7 protein-coding genes are annotated in these 23,889 nt (G+C 60.9%); 3 read left to right on the forward strand and 4 right to left on the reverse strand.

Annotated elements, in window-relative coordinates:
* Nucleotides 1–120: 120 nt before the first annotated feature.
* The 4 genes from IX761_RS25235 to IX761_RS25250 form a co-directional block, all read right to left on the reverse strand.
* Nucleotides 121–7,761 (reverse strand): immunoglobulin-like domain-containing protein, encoded by a 7,641-nt coding sequence (locus tag IX761_RS25235; protein WP_194792210.1) that lies wholly within the window; start codon nt 7,759–7,761, stop codon nt 121–123.
* A complete protein-coding gene (locus IX761_RS27440; RefSeq protein WP_323744615.1) occupies nt 7,733–9,973 on the reverse strand; it encodes an immunoglobulin-like domain-containing protein in 2,241 nt (746 codons plus the stop codon). Before IX761_RS27440 ends, IX761_RS25235 begins: the two co-directional genes overlap by 29 nt.
* The gene (locus IX761_RS27445; RefSeq protein WP_194792212.1) at nt 9,873–10,646 is read right to left on the reverse strand and encodes an immunoglobulin-like domain-containing protein; all 774 of its coding nucleotides are present in this window, start codon (nt 10,644–10,646) and stop codon (nt 9,873–9,875) included. Before IX761_RS27445 ends, IX761_RS27440 begins: the two co-directional genes overlap by 101 nt.
* Nucleotides 10,647–10,678: 32 nt before the next feature.
* Nucleotides 10,679–18,592, reverse strand: a complete 7,914-nt coding sequence (locus tag IX761_RS25250) for a retention module-containing protein (RefSeq protein ID WP_194792213.1) — start codon at nt 18,590–18,592, stop codon at nt 10,679–10,681.
* A 348-nt stretch (nt 18,593–18,940) separates the two neighbouring features.
* On the opposite strand from IX761_RS25250, the gene IX761_RS25255 reads away from it, so the two are divergent.
* Genes IX761_RS25255 through IX761_RS25265 form a run of 3 tightly spaced genes read left to right on the forward strand, consistent with a single transcriptional unit; the run spans nt 18,941 to nt 23,846 of the window.
* The gene (locus IX761_RS25255) at nt 18,941–20,278 is read left to right on the forward strand and encodes a TolC family outer membrane protein (protein WP_194792214.1); all 1,338 of its coding nucleotides are present in this window, start codon (nt 18,941–18,943) and stop codon (nt 20,276–20,278) included.
* A gap of 45 nt (nt 20,279–20,323) precedes the next feature.
* Nucleotides 20,324–22,480, forward strand: coding sequence for a type I secretion system permease/ATPase (locus IX761_RS25260; RefSeq protein ID WP_194792215.1), 2,157 nt, complete (start codon nt 20,324–20,326; stop codon nt 22,478–22,480).
* A 7-nt stretch (nt 22,481–22,487) separates the two neighbouring features.
* Nucleotides 22,488–23,846: an HlyD family type I secretion periplasmic adaptor subunit gene (locus IX761_RS25265; protein WP_194792227.1), complete on the forward strand. Its 1,359-nt coding sequence runs from the start codon at nt 22,488–22,490 to the stop codon at nt 23,844–23,846.
* Nucleotides 23,847–23,889: the final 43 nt, after the last annotated feature.

Raw genomic sequence — 23,889 nt, forward strand, 5'->3', positions numbered from 1 at the left:
GCAGCATAGGCAAAGTTCACCGGGCGTGTAGGCCCGGTGCACGAGTATGCGGGTACGGCAACGGCTGGGGAAGCCCATTGCCCCGCTGGCGGCCGTTGCCGGCCGCTGGCGGGGTAGGGGTCAGCTGTTGGAGTTGTCGATCTTGATGGTCGGGTCGCCACCGCTGATCAGCGAATTGATCGTGGTGTTCGACCAGTTCACGCCCTCGAGCTTGATGGTCACGTCGGCGTTGGCCAGGCCACCGGCGGCGTTGAGCTTGCCTTCGGTGCTCACCTGCAGGGTCGACTCGCCCCCCACCGTGGTGATCTTCAGGAAGTTGTCGATGGTGCTGGCCTTCTCGCCCTGCAGCAGGTCGCTGAGGTCGAGGCGGTCGCCTTCCTTGAAGTTGAAGTCCTTGATCACATCCTTGCCCAGGTCGCCCGCCTTCCACACGAAGGTGTCGGCGCCGGCGCCGCCACTGAGGATGTCGTCGCCCTTGCCACCGATCAGCGTGTCGTTGCCGGCACCACCGAACAGCAGGTCATTGCCTTCACCACCCAGCAGGGTGTCGTTGCCGGTGCCGCCGAGCAGGATGTCGTTGCCCTTGCCACCGTCGAGGTAATCGTTGCCGCCCTGGCCGAAGATCAGGTCGTTGCCCGCGCCACCCATCAAGGTGTCCGAACCGTCATTGCTGCGCGACACATCGAACTCGGTGTAGTGCTCGGTGACGTACTGGTGCATGGTGCGTGCGTCCACGGCACCGACATCGAGGCTCAGCTTGCCGGCGACATAGGCCTGGATCGCCTCGACACCGGTGCCTGCGATCGAGTCGAAGGTGACCAGGTCGCCGAAGATGATGTCGTTGCCATCGCCACCATCGACCCGGTCGTTACCCGGCAAGGTCGCTTCGGTATGGCCCAGGATCGCCTCGGCCAGCTTGCTCGGGTCGATGTTGGTCTGCGGTACGCCATCGGAGTCGAACGGCTTCAGGTCGCTGGTCTTGACGTCGCTGTTCAGGCCGATGGCCTCGACGTTGGACAGGCCCGAGAGCAGCTTGAAGCTGTCGGTCGCGTTGTTCCAGGTGGCATCGCTGGTGCTGCTGCCGCTGCCCGAACGCGAGGACAGTTCATAGCCACCGATACCGTCGGCGCGGATATCGCCCGACAGCGACGTGCGCCAGCCATTGTTGCCGTAGGTCTGTACCGTCAGGCTGCCGCCGCTGTCGATGGTGATGTAGTTGTAGTTGTCCAGGTACTTGCTGACGGTCACGCCGGCCTTGTAGTTGATGGACGCCAGGTAGTTGTCGAAGCTGGTGCCGGTGCTGCCCAGCGTTGGGTTGGGCTGCTCGCCGGACTGGTAGTAGGTCGGCTTGCCGTCGGTGATGAAGAAGGTCTGGTTGCTACCGGTGCTGCCAGCATCCTTGAGCCCCTGGAACCAGTTGGCGGTGGTCTTGAAGGCATCTTCGTAGTTGGTGCCGCCGTTGGCGTTGAGGGTGTTCAGCGCGCTCAACAGCTTTTGCAGGCCGGCGTCGTCCAGGGTCACCGAAACGGTGCTCTTCACCTGGGTGGCGAAGTCGACCAGCAGGATGTTCACCACGCCCGATTGGTCGCCCTTGACGCTGGCGGCCAGGGTCTTGAACACCGACTCCAGCGACTTCTTCGCCGCATCGACGCCCGACGAGCCCATGCTGCCCGAGGTGTCGACGATGAAGGCGATGTTGTAGTTCTGCCCCGGCACCACGTGCAGGCCGTTCACATCGGCTACCACCACGTCGTTGCCATCGGTGCCGGTGATGTTGTCGCTGTCCGAGGACAAGTTGCTGGTGCTGTAGACCTGCGGCGTGATGGTGACCTTGATGGTGCCTTCAGTGGTCGCGGTGCTGCCGCCGACGCTCTCGGTGGAGGTCGAGCTGACCTTCACGTCGAACTGGCCGTAGTAGTAGGCCGGCGGCTTGATGGTCAGGCTGCCCAGGTTCCAGCCGGTGACGTCCACCGCGTCCTTGCCGACGGTGAAGGTGTGGCCGGCGTTGTCGGCGATCACCGAGCCTGCCGGGATACCGCTGAGCTTGACGCTCAGGGTTTCGGAGCCATCGGTGTCGGTCAGGCCGGTGCTGATGCTCACCAGCTTGACCGGCGCGCCGTTCTCGCCGCCTTCGTTGAGCTTGTAGCCGTCGTAGTAGCCCTGCCCGTTGCTGCCGTGCAGGTCGGAAACGGTCACGCCAGCATTGGTCAGGTCGGTCACGCTTGGGTACATCGGGATGTTGGCGCTGTTCAGGTCGGTGACCGCGCCGTTGCCCACCTTGATGTTGACGTCCAGGCTGCCTGGCCCGGCCTGGTTGGCGTTGTAGATTTCCAGGGTGTAGTAGCCGCTCTTGCCCGGCGTGAAGCTGCCGGAAATGCTGCCGCTGCCCGAGCCCCAGGTGGCGCCGGCGACGTTACGGCCGCCGATGACGATCTGCAGGCTGTCGTCGGCCGTGCCGCTGAAGGTGTAGGTCTTGCCGGCTTCCAGGTAGATCAGGCCGGAGGTCTTGGAGCCTGTGCCCGCCGTGACGGCGCTGGCCGAGTCGACGGTGGTGACCGTCTCGCTCTTGCTGGCGCTGCCGGAGTTGGCGAACACATTCTTCAACGCATCGCCGGTGATGCCGTTGCCGTTGGTACCCAGGCCCGTGAGGCTGTTCCAGGTTTCCTTGAGCAAACCGAGCGAGTTGACGTTGTTGTTGCCGATGTTGAGGGTCGGCTGGTCCGCCACCGGGTTGATGTCGACCTTCAGCGTGGCCTCGCTGCCCGCGTCCTTGCCGTCGGTAGGCTTGTACTTGATCTGCGCGTAGTCGGCCTGCTTGTTGCCCACGCCGGTACCGCCATAGCCATCGGCACCCGACTGGTTGGCCAGCGGCACGAACTTCAGCTTGCCGGCGGCGATGTCGGCCTGGCTGATGGTCTGGTTGACCTTCACATCCACCCAGCTGGTGCCGTTGTACAGCTTCAGCGTGCCGGCATCCGGCAGCTTGGTGATGGTGATGCCCAGGCTGCTGGTCGGCGAGTCGACGTCGCTGACCTTGAAGTCGCTCCAACCCAGCGTCAGCTCGGTGTCCTCGGTGCCGGTCACTGCGCCGCCGGTGCTGGTCGGCGCATCGTTGACCGCCACCACGTTGATCGTGGTGGTCGCGGTGTTCGAGGTGTTGACGCCATCGGTCACGGTGACCGTGACGATGCGCGGCGTGGTGCTCGGGTCTTCGCTGTTGTTGATGAAGGTGATGTTCTTGATGGCCTGGATGTAGTCGGCCAGCGACGCCGTGCCGCTCAAGGTCAGGACCACTTTGCCGTCGGTGCTGTTGGCGTTGATGCTGATGCCGTTGACGCTGTTGCCCAGGTTGAGCGCATCGCCCGGCTGGCGGTTGGTCAGGGTCACCGTGGCACCGGTCAGCATCGAGCTGTCGAAGTCAGTGATCGACACGTCGATATCGCCGATCGATACGCCGCTGCCCGGCTGGTTCTCGGTGAAGGTGGTCTGGTAGTCGGCGCCGTTCTTGCCACTGGAGTCGTTGGCGTCCAGGTCCAGCACCGGGGCCGGTTCGAAGATCTGCGTGGTGACGCTGCCGGCGCCGCTGCTGATGGCCAGGTTCTCGAAGTTGCCGCCGCTGGCCGAGTCGATCTTCACGGTGAACTGTTCGGTGCCTTCGGCGACGTTGTCCTTGAAGGTCGGGATGGTGAAGGTGGCCGACGAGCTGTTGGCCTTGATCACCACGGTGGCCACGCCGGTGTAGTCCGAGCCATTGGCCGCGGTGCCGGTGTAGACCAGCTTGACCGTGACATCGGTCTTGGCCGGGTTGGTCAGCGTCAGGGTGTAGGTGGCGTTGTTACCCTCGGCGACCGCCGTGGTGCCGCTGATCGACAGGGTGGTGGTGTCGATGGTGTCGGCAATGGTGGCGGTGGTGGTTGCACCGGTCACGCTGGTGGCTTCGTAGTTGCCGCCGTTGATCGCCGTTACGGTGGCGGTGAGGGTGCTGGCATCGTTGTAGAAGTCCTCGCCGTTGGTGTTGGCGACGACCAAGGTGCCTTTGCCGGTGGCGTCGATGTTCACGGTGCGCGTCACGCCACCGACGTCGACGGTCAGGGTGGTGGTGCTGCCGGCCTGCGGCGGGTTGCTCAGCTGGAAGTTGAAGGTGACGTTGGCATCGCCCTCTTTCGCCGGGTTGGCGGTTACCGAGACGGTAGTGGTCTGGATGGTGTCGGCAACGGTCGCGGTAGCCGTTGCACCGGTCAGGCTGACGTTTTCGAAGTTGCCGCCGTTGACCGCAGTGACCTTGGCGGTGACCGAGCTGGCATCGAGGTACACGTCTTCGCCGTTGGTGTTGGCGATGACCAGGGTGCCTTTGCCGGTCGAATCGATGCTGACGGTACGGGTCACGCCGCCGACATCGACAGTCAGCGTGGTGGTGCTGCCAGCCTGCGGCGGGTTGCTCAGCTGGAAGTTGAAGGTGATGTTGGCATCGCCTTCCTTCGCTGGGTTGGCGGTCACCGAGACGGTAGTGGTCTGAATGGTGTCGGCGACGGTGGCGGTAGCGGTCGCACCAGTCAGGCTGACGTTTTCGAAGTTGCCGCCGTTGACCGCGGTGACCTTGGCAATAACCGAACTGGCATCCAGGTACACGTCTTCGCCGTTGGTATTGGCGACGACCAGGGTGCCCTTGCCGGTCGAATCGATGCTGACGGTACGGATCACGCCACCGACATCGACGGTCAGCGTGGTGGTGCTGCCAGCCTGCGGCGGGTTGCTCAGCTGGAAGTTGAAGGTGATGTTGGCATCGCCTTCCTTCGCTGGGTCAGCCGTTACCGCGACGGTGGTGGTCTGAATGGTGTCGGCGACGGTCGCAGTAGCCGTTGCACCGGTCAGGCTGACGTTCTCGAAGTTGCCGCCGTTGACCGCGGTGACCTTGGCGGTGACCGAGCTGGCGTCGAGGTACACGTCTTCGCCGTTGGTGTTGGCGACGACCAAAGTACCTTTACCGGTCGAGTCGATGCTGACGGTGCGGGTCACGCCGCCGACTTCGACGGTCAGCGTGGTGGTGGTGCCAGCCTGCGGTGGGTTGCTCAGCTGGAAGTTGAAGGTGATGTTGGCATCGCCTTCCTTCGCCGGATCAGCCGTTACCGAGACNGTAGTGGTCTGAATGGTGTCGGCGACGGTCGCGGTAGCGGTCGCACCGGTCAGGCTGACGTTCTCGAAGTTGCCGCCGTTGACCGCGGTGACTTTAGCGGTGACCGAGCTGGCATCGAGGTAGACGTCTTCGCCGTTGGTGTTGGCAACGACCAGGGTGCCTTTGCCGGTCGAGTCGATGCTGACGGTACGGGTCACGCCGCCGACATCAACAGTCAGCGTGGCGGTGCTGCCAGCCTGCGGCGGATTGCTCAGCTGGAAGTTGAAGGTGATGTTGGCATCGCCTTCCTTCGCCGGATCAGCCGTTACCGANACGGTAGTGGTCTGGATGGTATCTGCGACGGTGGCGGTAGCGGTCGCACCGGTCAGGCTGACGTTCTCGAAGTTGCCGCCGTTGACCGCGGTGACCTTGGCGGTGACCGAGCTGGCGTCGAGGTACACGTCTTCGCCGTTGGTGTTGGCGACGACCAGAGTACCTTTGCCGGTCGAGTCGATGCTGACGGTACGGGTCACGCCGCCGACATCAACAGTCAGCGTGGTGGTGCTGCCAGCCTGCGGCGGATTGCTCAGTTGGAAGTTGAAGGTGATGTTGGCATCGCCTTCCTTCGCCGGATCAGCCGTTACCGAGACGGTAGTGGTCTGGATGGTATCTGCGACGGTGGCGGTAGCGGTCGCGCCAGTCAGGCTGACGCTCTCGAAGTTGCCGCCGTTGACCGCGGTGACCTTGGCGGTGACCGAGCTGGCGTCGAGGTAGACGTCTTCTCCGTTGGTGTTGGCGACGACCAGAGTGCCCTTACCGGTCGAATCGATGTTGACGGTGCGGGTCACGCCACCGACATCGACGGTCAAGGTCGTGGTGCTGCCAGTCTGTGGCGGGTTGCTCAGCTGGAAGTGGAAGGTGATGTTGGCATCGCCTTCTTTCGCCGGATCAGCCGTTACCGAGACGGTGGTGGTCTGGATGGTGTCCGCAACGGTCGCGGTAGCGGTTGCACCGGTCAGGCTGACGTTCTCGAAGTTACCGCCGTTGACGGCAGTGACCTTGGCGGTGACCGAGCTGGCGTCGAGGTAGACGTCTTCTCCGTTGGTGTTGGCGACGACCAAAGTACCTTTACCGGTCGAGTCGATGCTGACGGTACGGGTCACGCCGCCGACATCGACGGTCAGGGTCGTGGTGCTGCCGGCCTGAGGCGGATTGCTCAGCTGGAAGTGGAAGGTGACATTGGTGTCGCCTTCTTTCGCTGGGTCAGCCGTTACCGAGATGGTGGTGTTATCGACCACGTCTTCAACAGTCGCGGTATGCGTGGCACCACTCAGATCAACGGCTTCGTAGTTGCCGCCCTCGACTTTGGTGACAGTGGCGGTGACTTCAGTCGGATCTTTGTAGAAGTCATTAGTGTTGCCGTTGGTGTTCGGCACATCCAGCTTGCCTTTGCCCGAAGCATCCACCTGGACGGTGTAGTCCTTGCCGCCCACATTGACGGTCAGGGTCGTGGTGCTACCCGCCTGCGGTGGATTGCTCAGCTGGAAGTGGAAGGTGACATTGGTGTCGCCTTCTTTCGCCGGGTCAGCGGTTACCGAGATGGTGGTGTTATCGACCACATCTTCAACGGTGGCGGTGTGCGTGGCACCACTCAGATCAACGGCTTCGTAGTTGCCGCCTTCGACTTTGGTGACGGTGGCGGTGACTTCGGTTGGATCTTTGTAGAAATCGTTGGTGTTGCCGTTGGTGTTCGGCACATCCAGCTTGCCTTTGCCCGAAGCATCCACCTGGACGGTGTAGTCCTTGCCACCAACGTTGACGGTCAGGGTGGTGGTGCTACCGGCCTGCGGCGGATTGCTCAGCTGGAAGTGGAAGGTGACATTGGTGTCGCCTTCTTTCGCTGGGTCAGCCGTTACCGAGACGGTGGTGTTGTCCATCACATCTTCGACGGTCGCGGTGTGCGTGGCACCGCTCAGATCCACGGCTTCGTAGTTGCCGCCTTCGACTTTGGTGACAGTCGCGGTGACTTCGGTCGGATCTTTGTAGAAGTCGTTGGTGTTGCCGTTGGTGTTCGGCACATCCAGCTTGCCTTTACCGGAGGCATCGACGACCACGGTGTAGTCCTTGCCGCCAACGTTGACGGTCAACGTGGTGGTGCTGCCGGCTTGCGGCGGATTGCTCAGCTGGAAGTGGAAGGTGACGTTAGTGTCGCCTTCTTTCGCCGGGTCAGCCGTTACCGAGATGGTGGTGTTGTCGACCACATCTTCGACGGTCGCGGTGTGCGTGGCACCACTCAGGTCCACGGCTTCGTAGTTACCGCCTTCGACTTTGGTGACGGTGGCGGTGACTTCGGTTGCATCTTTGTAGAAGTCGTTGGTGTTGCTGTTGGTGTTCGGGACGTCGAGCTTGCCTTTGCCGGAGGCATCGACGACCACGGTGTAGTCCTTGCCACCGACATTGACGGTCAGCGTAGTGGTGCTGCCGGCCTGCGGCGGGTTACTCAGCTGGAAGTGGAAGGTGACGTTGGCGTCGCCTTCTTTCGCTGGGTCGGCAGTAACCGAGACGGTGGTGTTATCGACTACGTCTTCAACGGTCGCGGTGTGCGTGGCACCGTTCAGATCANACGGTGTAGTCCTTGCCGCCCACATTCACGGTCAGGGTCGTGGTGCTGCCGGCCTGTGGCGGGTTGCTCAGCTGGAAGTGGAAGGTGACGTTGGTGTCGCCTTCTTTCGCCGGGTCGGCGGTGACGGTCACGGTAGTGTTATCCACCACATCTTCTACGGTCGCGGTGTGCGTGGCACCACTCAGGTCCACGGCTTCATAGTTGCCGCCCTCGACCTTGGTGACAGTCGCAGTGACTTCAGACGGATCTTTGTAGAAATCGTTGGTGTTGTCGTTGGTATTCGGTACATCCAGCTTGCCTTTGCCGGAAGCATCGACAACTACGGTGTAGTCCTTGCCACCCACGTTGACGGTCAGCGTAGTGGTGCTGCCGGCTTGCGGCGGATTGCTCAGCTGGAAGTGGAAGGTGACATTGGTGTCGCCTTCTTTCGCCGGGTCAGCGGTTACCGAGATGGTGGTGTTATCGACCACATCTTCGACGGTCGCGGTGTGCGTGGCACCAGCCAGGTCAACGGCTTCATAGTTGCCGCCCTCGACCTTGGTGACAGTGGCGGTGACTTCAGTCGGATCTTTGTAGAAGTCATTGGTATTGCTGTTGGTGTTCGGCACATCCAGCTTGCCTTTGCCAGAGGCATCGACGACCACGGTGTAGTCCTTGCCACCCACATTGACGGTCAGGGTGGTAGTGCTGCCGGCCTGCGGCGGGTTGCTCAGCTGGAAGTGGAAGGTGACGTTGGTGTCGCCTTCTTTCGCTGGGTCAGCCGTTACCGAGACGGTGGTGTTGTCCACCACATCTTCTACGGTCGCGGTGTGCGTGGCACCACTCAGATCAACGGCTTCGTAGTTGCCGCCTTCGACTTTGGTGACGGTGGCGGTGACTTCGGTTGGATCTTTGTAGAAATCGTTGGTGTTGCCGTTGGTGTTCGGCACATCCAGCTTGCCTTTGCCCGAAGCATCCACCTGGACGGTGTAGTCCTTGCCACCAACGTTGACGGTCAGGGTGGTGGTGCTACCGGCCTGTGGCGGATTGCTCAGCTGGAAGTGGAAGGTGACGTTGGCGTCGCCTTCTTTCGCTGGATCAGCCGTAACCGAGACGGTGGTGTTGTCCACTACATCTTCAACGGTCGCCGTGTGCGTGGCACCACTCAGATCAACCGCTTCGTAGTTACCGCCCTCGACTTTGGTGACAGTCGCGGTGACTTCGCTCGGATCTTTGTAGAAGTCGTTGGTGTTGTCGTTGGTGTTCGGTACCTCCAGCTTACCTTTGCCGGAGGCATCGACCACTACGGTGTAATCCTTGCCACCGACGTTCACGGTCAGGGTGGTGGTGCTGCCAGCCTGCGGTGGATTGCTCAGCTGGAAGTGGAAGGTGACGTTGGCGTCGCCTTCTTTCGCTGGGTCGGCCGTTACCGAGATGGTGGTGTTATCAACCACATCCTCAACAGTCGCGGTATGCGTGGCACCACTCAGATCAACCGCTTCGTAGTTGCCGCCTTCCACTTTGGTGACGGTGGCAGTGACTTCGGTCGGATCTTTGTAGAAGTCGTTGGTGTTGCCGTTGGTGTTCGGCACATCCAGCTTGCCTTTGCCGGAGGCATCGACGACCACGGTGTAGTCCTTGCCACCAACGTTGACGGTCAACGTGGTGGTGCTGCCGGCTTGCGGCGGATTGCTCAGCTGGAAGTGGAAGGTGACGTTAGTGTCGCCTTCTTTCGCCGGGTCAGCCGTTACCGAGATGGTGGTGTTGTCGACCACATCTTCGACGGTCGCGGTGTGCGTGGCACCACTCAGGTCCACGGCTTCGTAGTTACCGCCTTCGACTTTGGTGACGGTNGCGGTGACTTCGGTTGNATCTTTGTAGAAGTCGTTGGTGTTGCTGTTGGTGTTCGGGACGTCGAGCTTGCCTTTGCCGGAGGCATCGACGACCACGGTGTAGTCCTTGCCACCGACATTGACGGTCAGCGTAGTGGTGCTGCCGGCCTGCGGCGGGTTACTCAGCTGGAAGTGGAAGGTGACGTTGGCGTCGCCTTCTTTCGCTGGGTCGGCAGTAACCGAGACGGTGGTGTTATCGACTACGTCTTCAACGGTCGCGGTGTGCGTGGCACCGTTCAGATCAACAGCCTCGTAGTTACCACCTTCAACTTTGGTGACGGTGGCAGTGACTTCGGTTGGATCCTTGTAGAAGTCGTTGGTGTTGCTGTTGGTGTTCGGGACGTCGAGCTTGCCCTGGGTCGGCAGTAACCGAGACGGTGGTGTTATCGACTACGTCTTCAACGGTCGCGGTGTGCGTGGCACCGTTCAGATCAACAGCCTCGTAGTTACCACCTTCAACTTTGGTGACGGTGGCAGTGACTTCGGTTGGATCCTTGTAGAAGTCGTTGGTGTTGCTGTTGGTGTTCGGGACGTCGAGCTTGCCTTTACCAGTCGCATCCACCTGGACGGTGTAGTCCTTGCCGCCCACATTCACGGTCAGGGTCGTGGTGCTGCCGGCCTGTGGCGGGTTGCTCAGCTGGAAGTGGAAGGTNACGTTGGNGTCGCCTTCTTTNGCCGGGTCGGCAGTAATGGTGACGGTTGTAGTGCCATCAGGAGTGATGGTGTCTTCAACAGTAACGGTGTGCTTGGCATTGCCCAGGTCTACAGCTTCGTAGTTGCCACCTTCTACGTTGGTGACGGTAGCCGTGACTTCAGTTGCATCTTTGTAGAAGTCTTCACCGTTGGTATTCGGTACATCCAGCTTGCCTTTGCCGGAAGCATCGACAACTACGGTGTAGTCCTTGCCACCCACGTTGACGGTCAGCGTAGTGGTGCTGCCGGCTTGCGGCGGATTGCTCAGCTGGAAGTGGAAGGTGACATTGGTGTCGCCTTCTTTCGCTGGGTCAGCCGTTACCGAGATGGTGGTGTTATCGACCACGTCTTCAACAGTCGCGGTATGCGTGGCACCACTCAGATCAACGGCTTCGTAGTTGCCGCCCTCGACTTTGGTGACCGTGGCGGTGACTTCGGTCGGATCTTTATAGANTTCGGTACATCCAGCTTGCCTTTGCCGGAAGCATCGACAACTACGGTGTAGTCCTTGCCACCCACGTTGACGGTCAGCGTAGTGGTGCTGCCGGCTTGCGGCGGATTGCTCAGCTGGAAGTGGAAGGTGACATTGGTGTCGCCTTCTTTCGCTGGGTCAGCCGTTACCGAGATGGTGGTGTTATCGACCACGTCTTCAACAGTCGCGGTATGCGTGGCACCACTCAGATCAACGGCTTCGTAGTTGCCGCCCTCGACTTTGGTGACCGTGGCGGTGACTTCGGTCGGATCTTTATAGAAGTCGTTGGTGTTGTCGTTGGTGTTCGGTACATCCAGCTTNCCTTTGCCGGAGGCATCGACGACCACGGTGTAGTCCTTGCCGCCCACATTCACGGTCAGGGTGGTGGTGCTACCGGCCTGCGGTGGATTGCTCAGCTGGAAGTGGAAGGTGACATTGGTGTCGCCTTCTTTCGCTGGGTCAGCCGTTACCGAGACGGTGGTGTTGTCCACCACGTCTTCTACGGTCGCGGTGTGCGTGGCACCGCTCAGATCCACGGCTTCGTAGTTGCCGCCTTCGACTTTGGTGACGGTGGCAGTGACGTCGGTTGCATCTTTGTAGAAGTCATTGGTGTTGTCGTTGGTGTTCGGTACATCCAGCTTGCCTTTGCCGGAAGCATCGACAACTACGGTGTAGTCCTTGCCACCCACGTTGACGGTCAGCGTAGTGGTGCTGCCGGCTTGCGGCGGATTGCTCAGCTGGAAGTGGAAGGTGACATTGGTGTCGCCTTCTTTCGCTGGGTCAGCCGTTACCGAGATGGTGGTGTTATCGACCACGTCTTCAACAGTCGCGGTATGCGTGGCACCACTCAGATCAACGGCTTCGTAGTTGCCGCCCTCGACTTTGGTGACCGTGGCGGTGACTTCGGTCGGATCTTTATAGAAGCTCAGATCCACGGCTTCGTAGTTGCCGCCTTCGACTTTGGTGACGGTGGCGGTGACTTCGGTCGGATCTTTNTAGAAGTCGTTGGTGTTGTCGTTGGTGTTCGGTACATCCAGCTTGCCTTTGCCGGAGGCATCGACGACCACGGTGTAGTCCTTGCCGCCCACATTCACGGTCAGGGTGGTGGTGCTACCGGCCTGCGGTGGATTGCTCAGCTGGAAGTGGAAGGTGACATTGGTGTCGCCTTCTTTCGCTGGGTCAGCCGTTACCGAGACGGTGGTGTTGTCCATCACATCTTCGACGGTCGCGGTGTGCGTGGCACCGCTCAGATCCACGGCTTCGTAGTTGCCGCCTTCGACTTTGGTGACAGTCGCGGTGACTTCAGTCGGATCTTTGTAGAAGTCGTTGGTGTTGCCGTTGGTGTTCGGCACATCCAGCTTGCCTTTACCGGAGGCATCGACGACCACGGTGTAGTCCTTGCCACCGACATTGACGGTCAGCGTAGTGGTGCTGCCGGCCTGCGGCGGGTTGCTCAGCTGGAAGTGGAAGGTGACGTTGGCATCGCCTTCTTTCGCCGGATCAGCCGTTACCGAGATGGTGGTGTTGTCGACCACATCTTCGACGGTCGCGGTGTGCGTGGCACCACTCAGGTCCACGGCTTCGTAGTTGCCGCCTTCGACTTTGGTGACGGTGGCAGTGACTTCGGTTGCATCTTTGTAGAAGTCATTGGTGTTGTCGTTGGTGTTCGGTACATCCAGCTTGCCTTTGCCGGAGGCATCGACAACCACGGTGTAGTCCTTGCCACCGACGTTGACGGTCAGCGTGGTGGTGCTGCCGGCCTGCGGTGGATTGCTCAGCTGGAAGTGGAAGGTGACGTTGGTGTCGCCTTCTTTCGCCGGGTCAGCGGTTACCGAGATGGTGGTGTTATCGACCACATCTTCGACGGTCGCGGTGTGCGTGGCACCAGCCAGGTCAACGGCTTCATAGTTGCCGCCTTCCACTTTGGTGACCGTAGCAGTGACTTCAGTCGGATCTTTGTAGAAGTCGTTGGTGTTGTCGTTGGTGTTCGGCACATCCAGCTTACCTTTGCCGGAGGCATCGACGACCACGGTGTAATCCTTGCCGCCCACATTGACGGTCAGCGTGGTGGTGCTGCCGGCCTGTGGTGGATTGCTGAGCTGGAAGTGGAAGGTGACGTTGGTGTCGCCTTCTTTCGCTGGGTCAGCCGTTACCGAGATGGTGGTGTTATCAACCACATCCTCAACAGTCGCGGTGTGTGTGGCACCACTCAGATCAACGGCTTCGTAGTTGCCGCCTTCGACCTTGGTGACCGTGGCGGTGACTTCAGTCGGATCCTTGTAGAAGTCATTGGTATTGCTGTTGGTGTTCGGGACGTCGAGCTTACCCTTACCAGTCGAATCCACCTGGACGGTGTAGTCCTTGCCACCGACATTGACGGTCAGGGTGGTGGTGCTGCCGGCCTGCGGCGGATTGCTCAGCTGGAAGTGGAAGGTGACGTTGGCGTCGCCTTCTTTCGCTGGGTCAGCGGTTACCGAGACGGTGGTGTTGTCGACCACATCTTCAACGGTCGCGGTGTGCGTGGCACCGCTCAGATCCACGGCTTCGTAGTTACCGCCCTCGACCTTGGTGACAGTCGCAGTGACTTCGGTCGGATCTTTGTAGAAGTCGTTGGTATTGCTGTTGGTGTTCGGGACGTCGAGCTTGCCTTTACCCGTCGAATCCACCTGAACGGTGTAATCCTTGCCACCGACATTAACGGTCAGCGTAGTGGTGCTGCCGGCTTGCGGTGGATTGCTCAGTTGGAAGTGGAAGGTGACGTTGGCGTCGCCTTCTTTCGCTGGGTCAGCCGTTACCGAGACGGTAGTGTTATCCACCACATCTTCGACGGTCGCGGTGTGCGTGGCGCCACTCAGATCAACGGCTTCGTAGTTACCGCCCTCGACCTTGGTGACAGTCGCGGTGACTTCGCTCGGATCTTTGTAGAAGTCGTTGGTGTTGCTGTTGGTGTTCGGGACGTCGAGCTTGCCTTTACCCGTCGAATCCACCTGTACGGTGTAGTCCTTGCCGCCGACATTAACGGTCAGGGTGGTGGTGCTGCCAGCTTGCGGCGGATTGCTCAGTTGGAAGTGGAAGGTGACATTGGTGTCGCCTTCTTTCGCTGGGTCAGCGGTTACCGAGACGGTGGTGTTGTCGACCACATCTTCGACGGTCGCGGTGTGCGTGGCACCACTCAGATCAACAGCTTCGTAGTTACCGCCTTCCACTTTGGTGACGGTGGCAGTGACTTCGGTCGGATCTTTGTAGAAGTCGTTGGTGTTGTCGTTGGTATTCGGGACGTCGAGCTTGCCCTTACCAGTCGAATCCACCTGTACGGTGTAATCCTTGCCACCGACATTCACGGTCAGGGTGGTGGTGCTACCGGCCTGCGGCGGGTTACTCAGCTGGAAGTGGAAGGTGACGTTGGCGTCGCCTTCTTTCGCTGGGTCAGCGGTTACCGAGACGGTGGTGTTATCGACCACATCTTCGACGGTGGCGGTGTGCGTGGCACCGCTCAGATCCACGGCTTCGTAGTTACCGCCTTCCACTTTGGTGACAGTGGCGGTGACTTCGGTCGGATCTTTGTAGAAGTCATTGGTGTTGTCGTTGGTGTTCGGTACATCCAGCTTGCCTTTGCCGGAGGCATCGACGACCACGGTGTAGTCCTTGCCGCCCACGTTGACGGTCAGGGTGGTGGTGCTACCGGCCTGCGGTGGATTGCTCAGCTGGAAGTGGAAGGTGACATTGGTGTCGCCTTCTTTCGCTGGGTCAGCCGTTACCGAGACGGTGGTGTTGTCCACCACATCTTCTACGGTCGCGGTGTGCGTGGCACCGCTCAGATCCACGGCTTCGTAGTTGCCGCCTTCGACTTTGGTGACGGTGGCAGTGACTTCGGTTGCATCTTTGTAGAAGTCATTGGTGTTGTCGTTGGTGTTCGGTACATCCAGCTTGCCTTTGCCGGAGGCATCGACAACCACGGTGTAGTCCTTGCCACCGACATTGACGGTCAGGGTGGTGGTGCTGCCAGCTTGCGGCGGATTGCTCAGTTGGAAGTGGAAGGTGACGTTGGTGTCACCTTCTTTCGCTGGGTCAGCGGTGACGGTCACGGTGGTGTTATCCACCACATCTTCGACGGTCGCGGTGTGCGTGGCGCCACTCAGATCAACGGCTTCGTAGTTACCGCCCTCGACCTTGGTGACAGTCGCAGTGACTTCGCTCGGATCTTTGTAGAAGTCGTTGGTATTGCTGTTGGTGTTCGGGACGTCGAGCTTGCCTTTACCCGTCGAATCCACCTGAACGGTGTAATCCTTGCCACCGACATTAACGGTCAGTGTAGTGGTGCTGCCGGCTTGCGGTGGATTGCTCAGTTGGAAGTGGAAGGTGACGTTGGCGTCGCCTTCTTTCGCTGGGTCAGCCGTTACCGAGACGGTAGTGTTGTCCACCACATCTTCGACGGTCGCGGTGTGCGTGGCACCGCTCAGATCCACGGCTTCGTAGTTACCGCCTTCCACTTTGGTGACAGTGGCAGTGACTTCGCTCGGATCTTTGTAGAAATCGTTGGTGTTGCTGTTGGTGTTCGGGACGTCGAGCTTGCCTTTACCAGTCGAATCCACCTGTACGGTGTAATCCTTGCCACCGACATTAACGGTCAGGGTGGTGGTGCTGCCGGCCTGCGGCGGATTGCTCAGCTGGAAGTGGAAGGTAACGTTGGTGTCGCCTTCTTTGGCCGGATCGGAAGTAACGGTGACGGTTGTAGTGCCATCAGGGGTGATGGTGTCTTCAACAGTAACGGTGTGCTTGGCATTGCCCAGGTCTACAGCTTCGTAATTGCCACCTTCTACTTTGGTGACGGTAGCCGTGACTTCAGTTGCATCTTTGTAGAAGTCTTCACCGTTGGTGTTCGGTACATCCAGCTTACCTTTGCCGGAGGCATCGACGACTACGGTGTAGTCCTTGCCACCCACATTGACGGTCAACGTGGTGGTGCTGCCGGCTTGCGGCGGATTGCTCAGTTGGAAGTGGAAGGTGACATTGGTGTCGCCTTCTTTCGCCGGATCAGCGGTTACCGAGACGGTGGTGTTATCGACCACATCTTCAACGGTCGCCGTGTGCGTGGCCCCACTCAGATCAACAGCCTCGTAGTTACCGCCCTCGACCTTGGTGACGGTGGCAGTGACTTCAGTTGGATCTTTGTAGAAGTCGTTGGTGTTGTCGTTGGTGTTCGGCACATCCAACTTGCCTTTGCCGGAGGCATCGACGACTACGGTGTAATCCTTGCCACCGACATTGACGGTCAGGGTGGTGGTGCTGCCGGCCTGCGGCGGATTGCTCAGTTGGAAATGGAAGGTGACGTTGGTGTCGCCTTCTTTTGCCGGGTCAGCGGTTACCGAGATGGTGGTGTTATCGACCACATCTTCGACGGTGGCGGTGTGCGTGGCACCGCTCAGATCCACGGCTTCGTAGTTGCCGCCTTCGACTTTGGTGACAGTGGCAGTGACTTCGGTCGGATCTTTGTAGAAGTCGTTGGTGTTGCTGTTGGTGTTCGGGACGTCGAGCTTACCTTTACCAGTCGAATCTACCTGGACGGTGTAATCCTTGCCGCCGACATTGACGGTCAGGGTGGTAGTGCTGCCGGCTTGCGGTGGATTGCTCAGCTGGAAGTGGAAGGTGACATTGGCATCGCCTTCTTTCGCTGGGTCAGCCGTTACCGAGACGGTAGTGTTGTCCACCACATCTTCGACGGTCGCGGTGTGCGTGGCACCGCTCAGATCCACGGCTTCGTAGTTACCGCCTTCCACTTTGGTGACAGTGGCAGTGACTTCGGTCGGATCTTTGTAGAAGTCGTTGGTGTTGCTGTTGGTGTTCGGGACGTCGAGCTTACCCTTACCAGTCGAATCCACCTGAACGGTGTAATCCTTGCCGCCCACATTGACGGTCAGGGTGGTGGTGCTGCCGGCTTGCGGCGGATTGCTCAGCTGGAAGTGGAAGGTGACATTGGCATCGCCTTCTTTCGCTGGGTCAGCGGTTACCGAGACGGTGGTGTTGTCCACCACATCCTCAACGGTCGCGGTGTGCGTGGCACCAGTCAGATCCACCGCTTCGTAGTTACCGCCCTCGACTTTGGTGACAGTCGCAGTGACTTCGGTTGGATCTTTGTAGAAGTCATTGGTGTTGCCGTTGGTGTTCGGGACGTCGAGCTTGCCTTTGCCAGAAGCATCAACCTGGACGGTGTAGTCCTTGCCGCCCACATTGACGGTCAGCGTAGTGGTGCTGCCGGCCTGCGGCGGATTGCTCAGCTGGAAGTGGAAGGTGACGTTGGCGTCGCCTTCTTTCGCTGGGTCAGCGGTGACGGTCACGGTGGTGTTATCGACCACATCTTCGACGGTCGCCGTGTGCGTGGCACCACTCAGGTCAACCGCTTCATAGTTGCCGCCGTCCACTTTTGTGACAGTGGCAGTGACTTCGCTCGGATCCTTGTAGGCGTCGCTGCCGTTGGTGTTCGGCACATTCAGCGAGCCTTTGCCCGAAGCGTCTACCTGGACGGTGTAGTCCTTGCCACCGACATTCACGGTCAACGTCGTAGTGCTGCCCGCCTGCGGCGGATTGCTCAGCTGGAAGTGGAACACCACATTGGCGTCGCCTTCTTTCGCTGGGTCAGCGGTGACGGTCACGGTGGTGTTATCGACCACATCTTCGACGGTGGCGGTGTGTGTGGCACCACTCAGATCAACCGCTTCGTAGTTGCCACCTTCCACCTTGGTTACGGTGGCGGTGACCGTGCTCGGATCCTTGAAGGCATCGTTGCCATTGGTATTTGGCACGTTCAGCGTGCCTTTGCCGCTCGCATCCACCTGCACGGTGTAGTCCGTGCCGCCGACGTTGACGGTCAGGGTAGTGGTGCTGCCCGCCTGCGGCGGATTGCTCAGCTGGAAGTTGAACACGACATTGGCGTCGCCTTCCTTGGCCGGCTGCGCCGTGACCGTCACCGTGGTGGTGTCGAGGGTATCGGTGACCTGGGTCACGGCTGGCGTGGTGCTGGGCGTGACGATCAGGCCGTTGCCACCGCTGGTGCCGGTGATGGTGGTGGAGATCTGGCTGGCATCAAGGTAGGGCGTGTCGTTCGGGGCGATGCCGACATTGACGGTGCCGCTGGTCTGGCCCGCCGGGATCACGATGACTGCACCGTTGGACAGGGTGACGGTCAGGTCGCTCAGCGGAGCGCGGCCAACGGTGGCGGTATAGACGATGACGCCACCCGCCTCGGTGATCGAAGGGGTGGCGCTGAGGCTGATGCCGGTGGCGAAGGGCGTGTTCGTCGTCGTGGTGCCGGTGCCTGTACCTACGGCCGCGCCATTGAGGTCTACGCCGCCGATCTCTTGGTTGGCCAGGCCAGCAGCGAAGCCTATCGGGCCGGTGGGGAAGCCGATGCTCGGGTCGACCACGCCGGCGGTCTCCTCGAGCAGCACGAAGCTGTGCCCACCCCCCACGGCGCCACCGCCTGCTGCGGCCGGGCCTGCTGCAGTGGCTTCCAGCTCGGTGGTCGGGTCGGCGCCAGCGGCGATGGCCTGCTGCAATTCTTCAACCGACGGCGCTGCCTGGGCGGTTGCCTCGCTCAGGTCGGTGCTGCTGTCGGGGGCGTCAGCGCTCCACTGGGTGTCGCGGCCCAGGTCGAGCAGGCGGCCATCGGCCAGTTCGAGGGTGACAGCGCCGCCAGCGCCGGTCTCGACGTGCTCGCCGGCCAGCAGGCGATCGCCTTCGATCAGTACGCGTCGGATGCCTTCTGGGGATACCGCGATGACTTGGCCAATAATGCTTTTGACGATGGCAACAACAGTGCTCATTGGACTCTCCGGGCTACCCGTTCAGTGGGGCTTCCATGCCAGGCCGGCATTCGACGGCGGCGACTGATGGAATGTGTCGAAAATGTTTTTGACACTTAATGTGTCAATTTTACGTCTATAACGATTGGCTATTAACTTTATGCCAAACTATTGACCTTCTGGCAGCCATCCTAAACAATCGCCAAGGTAATGTCACATTGATATTTGGCCAGCTACAGCCCTTTCTTTCGTACTAGTCGCGCTGCCTGTTCGCAAGCTTCCTACCCAAAGAATCGGGTTGCCATTTTCCAAGGCAGGCACTGCCTCGGCTGTGATTTGGGACAACAGCTCTTTCGGGAACCAGCAAAAATGCGTGCGTCACTGTTTACCGCTCTTCCTTTAGCTCTCGCCGCTACGTTCGTTCAAGCACAAACCTTGCCCGAGGCCATGCAAAAGGCCCTTGAGGTGCACCCGGAAATCCAGGCCGGTGTGAACGCCCGCGTGGCCGCCGACTATCAATTGCGGGCCGCCAAGGGCGGCTATTTGCCGCGGGTCGACGTGACCGCCGGCTACGGCCGCGAGGGCACCGACAGCCCCAGCACCGGCAACCGCTGGGACACGCTCAACCGTGGCGAGTCGGCCATCCGCATGCGGCAGATGGTCTTCGACGGCTTCGCCACCTCCAGCGAAGTCGGGCGTCAACAAGCCACCGTCAACGCCCGGGCCTACTCCCTGCTGGGTACTTCCGAACGCACCGCCCTGACCGTCGCCCAGGTCTACCTGGACGTGCTGACGCGCCGCGAGATGGTGCGCCTGGCCGAAGACAACCTGCGCAACCACGACCGCATCCTCGACCAGATCAAACTGCGCACCAGCCGCGGCGTAGGCCGTATGGCCGACCTTGATCAGGCCGAAGCGCGCCAGGCCCAGGCGCGCAACAACCTGATCACCGAACAGACCAACCTGGCCGATGCCAACACCAATTACCTGAGCGTCGTCGGGCAAATGCCCGACGAGTTAAGCACGCCCGCGCCATTTGTCGACCTGCTGCCGGCCACGCTGGACGAGGCACGCCATCAGTTGATCGAGAGCAGCCCGATCCTGCGCTCCGCAGAGTCGGACATCGCGGCGGCGGAAAAACAATACGAAGCGGCGAAGTCTACGTTCTATCCGCGTTTTGATGCCGAACTCGGACGAACGGCCGACAACAACCTCGATGGCGCCGTCGGCCACAACAATGAATGGCAGGCCATGCTGCGGATGAATTTCAACCTGTACGCCGGCGGCAGCAACAAGGCGGACCTGGAATCCAAGTCGTACCTGGCCAACCAGGCCCTGGACATTCGCAACAACGCCTTGCGCCAGCTCAATGAGGAATTAGGCTTGGCATGGAATGCTCTGGAGAACGCCAATGCCCAGCGGCCGATCGCGCAGCAATATGTCGACCACAGCAACCGGGTGCGTACCGCCTACCAGCAACAGTTCGGCCTGGGCGAGCGCACCTTGCTCGACTTGCTGGACAGCGAAAATGAAACCTTCACCGCCCAGCGCCGTCTGGTAGAGGTGAAGAACATACAAATGTTTACTCAGTACCGAATCAAGGCGACCATTGGCCAACTGCTCAAGAGCCAGGGTGTCGTCGCACCGATGGCCTCCGTTGTGCAGAACGACCTGAAACCCAAGGTGAACCTGCCAGGCATGAACTGACAGGCGTCCCTTGGACCACCCCCGCAAGGATGAAGAGAGCGCCGCGTGGAATCCGAAGTCAGCCGAGTCCAGCTCAACCACGATCCACGCAGTCAGCATGACGATCCCTTGCTGGACAGTCTGCTGACCCTGTGTGTCCTGCACCAGAAGCCCGCCAGCCGGGCCATGCTGACCACCGGCCTGCCATTGCCGGCCCAGCGCCTGAGCCCCGAGTTGCTGCCCCGTGCCGCCGCCCGGGCCGGGCTGCAAGGGCGGCTGTTGCAACGCAAGCTGGAACAGATCCCGACCATCGCCATGCCGGCGATGTTGCTGCTCAAGGAAGGCCGCAGCGCCGTCCTGGTTGGCTGGGAGAGTGCCGACACCGCGCGCGTGCTGCTCAGCGAGAGTGACGGCGGCGAGGTGCTGGTCGCCCGCGAGGCGTTGCAGAGCGACTACAGCGGCAAGGTGTTCTTCGCCCAGCCGCAGCACAAGTACGACGTCAACCACGGCAACCTGATCCCGCGCGCCCGCTCCTGGTTCCGCGACACCCTGATGCGCAGCAAGTGGCTGTACATCGACGCCATCGCCGCGAGCCTGGTGATCAACCTGATCGCCCTGGCCGCGCCGTTGTTCGTGATGAACGTGTACGACCGCGTGGTGCCCAACCAGGCCACCTCGACGCTGTGGGTGCTGGCCGTCGGTATCGCCGTCGCCTACGTGTTCGACTTGATTCTCAAGGGCCTGCGCAGTTTGTGCCTGGACTTGGCCGGCAAGAAGACCGACCTGATCATCTCGGCCACGCTGTTCGAGCGCATCGTTGGCATGTCGATGAAGTACCGCCCGGCACGGGTCGGCAGCTTTGCCCAGAACATCCACGAGTTCCAGGGCCTGCGCGACTTCCTCGCCTCGCTGACCTTGACCAGCCTGATCGACCTGCCATTCACCCTGCTTATCCTGCTGGTCATCGCCATCATCGGCGGGCACCTGGTGTGGATCCCGATCCTGGCCTTCCCGCTGGCGCTGGGCATCGGCTACGCCTTGCAGAAACCGCTGATGTCGACCATGGAGCGCACCATGGCGCTGGCTTCCGAGCGCCAGTCGAGCCTGATCGAGACCCTCGCCGGGTTGGACGCGGTGAAGGTCAACAACGCCGAGAGCGAGCGCCAGTACATGTGGGAGCAGACCCTCGGCACCCTCAGCCGCCTGGAGCTGCGGGTCAAGGTGTTGTCGGGCCTGGCCATGAACATCACCCTGCTGATTCAGCAACTGGCCGGGGTGGCGATGATCTGTGTCGGCGTGTACCTGATCATTGACGGCAACCTCAGCATGGGCGGCCTGGTGGCCTGCTACATGCTCAGTGGCCGCGCCTTGGGCCCGCTGAGCCAGCTCAATGGCCTGCTGGCACGCTATCAACAGGCCAAGGTGACCATGGTCGCCACCGACCAGATGATGGAGCTGCCTCAAGAGCGCAACTTCGAGGAGCGCCCGCTGAGCCGCCAGGTGCTGCAAGGCGCCGTCGAGTTCCGCGGCGTCGAGTTTACCTACCCCAACCAGCAGAACCAGGCGCTCAAGGGCATCAACCTGAACATCCGCCCGGGTGAGAAGGTTGGCATCATCGGCCGCAGCGGCTCGGGCAAGAGCTCGTTGGCCAAGCTGATCGTCGGCCTGTACGAACCGGACAACGGCTCGCTGCTGGTGGACGGCGTGGACATTCGCCAGATCGACGTCAGCGAGCTGCGCCACAACATCGGCTACGTGCCCCAGGACATCCAGCTGCTGGCCGGCACCCTGCGCGACAACCTGGTCAGCGGCGCGCGCTACATCGAGGACGAGCTGATCCTGCAAGCCGCCGAGCTGGCCGGCGTGCATGAATTCGCCCGCCTGCACCCCGATGGCTACGAGCTGCAAGTCGGCGAGCGTGGCCAGAACCTCTCCGGCGGCCAGCGGCAGAACGTCGCCCTGGGCCGGGCGCTGCTGCTCAACCCGCAGATCCTGCTGCTCGACGAGCCCACCAGCGCCATGGACAACACCGGCGAAGAGCGCCTCAAGCAGCGTCTGAGCGCGGTCATCGAAGGCAAGACGGTGCTGCTGGTCACCCACCGCGCCTCGTTGCTGTCGCTGGTGGACCGCCTGATCGTCATCGATCGTGGGCAGATAGTCGCGGATGGCCCGAAAGCCGCCGTCATGGATGCGCTGAAGAAGGGGCAGATCAGTGTTGCATAAGCTGGATATGGGGCGTTTCAAGGACAGCCTGCGCCGCTATTTCAAAGGCTCCGAATCACTGGCCGGGCAACCGCTGCCCGAGGTCAACAAGGCACTGATCGAGGACGCCCCACGGGTGGTGCGCCTGACCATCTGGGGCATCATCGCCTTCTTCCTGTTCCTGATCGTCTGGGCCAGCGTCGCGCCCATCGACGAGGTGACGCGCGGGGAGGGCAAGGCCATCCCCTCGTCCAAGGTGCAGAAAATCCAGAACCTTGAGGGCGGTATCGTCGCCGAGATCTTCGCCAAGGAAGGGGAGGTGGTCGAAGTCGGCCAGCCGTTGCTGCGCCTGGATGAAACCCGCTTCGCCTCCAACGTCGACGAAACCGAGGCCTCGCGCCTGGCCATGGCCCTGCGCGTGCAGCGCCTGAGCGCCGAGGTGGAAGACAAGCCGCTGCAGATCGACGAAGAGCTGCGCAAGGCCGCCCCAAACCAGGCCGCCAACGAACAGTCGTTGTACCAGAGCCGTCGCCAGCAGCTACAGGACGAACTGGGGGGCCTGCAGCAGCAACTGGTGCAGAAGCAGCAGGAATTGCGCGAGTTCACCTCCAAGCGCGCCCAGTACGCCAACAGCCTGCAGTTGCTGCGCCAAGAGATCTCGATGTCCGAGCCGCTGGTGGCCCAGGGTGCGATCTCCCAGGTGGAAGTGCTGCGCCTGCGCCGCGCCGAAGTAGAGAACCGTGGCCAGATGGACTCCACCACCCTGGCCATCCCCCGCGCCGAGGCGGCGATCAAAGAGGTCGAGAGCAAGATCGAAGAGACCCGCGGCAAGTTCCGCAGCGAGGCGCTCACCCAGCTCAACGAAGCGCGTACCGAGCTGAACAAGGCCACTGCCACCAGCAAGGCGCTGGATGACCGCGTGCACCGCACCCTGGTCACCTCGCCGGTGCGCGGTATCGTCAAGCAGCTGCTGGTCAACACCATCGGTGGGGTGATCCAGCCGGGCAGCGACATCATCGAGATCGTGCCGCTGGACGACACCCTGGTGGTCGAAGCGAAGATCCTGCCCAAGGATATCGCCTTCCTCCACCCCGGCCAGGAGGCCACGGTCAAGTTCACTGCCTACGACTACACCATCTATGGCGGGATGAAGGCCAAGCTCGAGCAGATCGGTGCCGACACCATCACCGATGAAGACAAGAAAACCACCTACTACCTGATCAAGCTGCGCACCGACAAGAGCCACCTGGGCACCGACGAGAAGCCGCTGCTGATCATCCCGGGGATGGTGGCCACCGTGGACATCATGACCGGCAAGAAAACCATCATGAGCTACCTGCTCAAGCCGATCATGAAGGCCCGCAGCGAGGCCCTGCGCGAGCGCTGAGGACGCTCTCTCCTACGGGTGCACCCCAAACCCGTAGGAGCCA

The organism is Pseudomonas sp. UFMG81 (assembly GCF_015354575.1).
Taxonomy (GTDB): Bacteria; Pseudomonadota; Gammaproteobacteria; order Pseudomonadales; family Pseudomonadaceae; genus Aquipseudomonas.

Bases quoted from the DNA above. Each gene is read 5' to 3' on its own strand.
- IX761_RS25255 (WP_194792214.1), top strand. From the start codon at position 18,941: ATGCGTGCGTCACTGTTTACCGCTCTTCCTTTAGCTCTCGCCGCTACG.
- IX761_RS25265 (WP_194792227.1), top strand. From the start codon at position 22,488: ATGGGGCGTTTCAAGGACAGCCTGCGCCGCTATTTCAAAGGCTCCGAA.